The organism is Roseateles sp. P5_B10 (assembly GCF_056400485.1).
Genome location: NZ_JBFULE010001708.1, coordinates 1 through 542, shown reverse-complemented (window position 1 = coordinate 542; position 542 = coordinate 1). Strand labels below are relative to the sequence as shown.

Below are 542 nucleotides of genomic sequence, written 5' to 3'. Positions count from 1 at the left end.
CGATGGTGTCGTCCAGTCGCTCGCAGTACATCTGCTTGGGTTCGATCTTCTTGCTCGCCGGGTTGGTGAACTTGTAGTCCTGCCAGAAGCCCTTGGGGCTGGACTTGCCCAGTTCGACGCGCTCGCGGATGAAGGGCTTGCCATCGATGTCCTTGAGGTCGATCAGGTCGCGGCCGACCTGCTTCTCGTTGKCGCCGTGGGCCAGGCATTTGCCGTCCATGCCGTAGACGACGATGTAGAGGTCGGCCTTGACGAACTGCGGGTCCTTGGCCGTGATCGTGGCATAGGCCTTGTCCTTGCCGTTGGCCTTGATGAAGGTCACAGCCTTCTTGACGGTGGCGACCGCGTCATCCTTGGTCGCGTTGTCGGCCAGTGCGGCCTGGGCGCCGAAGACGGCCGCCAGTGCAAATGCAAAACTCACTACTCGGGATCGGTTCATGCGAGCTCCTTGCCAGCCGTTGTGAAATCGTTGTCTGCGGCCCAGTGTCGCTCCGGAAAAACAGATCGTGCAAGTGCATAAGCCGCAATCAGCCCCGTAAAGC

Annotated in this window: 1 protein-coding gene; it reads right to left on the bottom strand. The window is 60.4% G+C overall.

What is annotated here, in order from left to right:
* On the bottom strand, positions 1-439 hold a 439-nt coding region (locus tag AC1DU6_RS35465; protein ID WP_477863285.1), incomplete at its 3' end, for a cache domain-containing protein.
* Positions 440-542 lie beyond the last annotated feature (103 nt).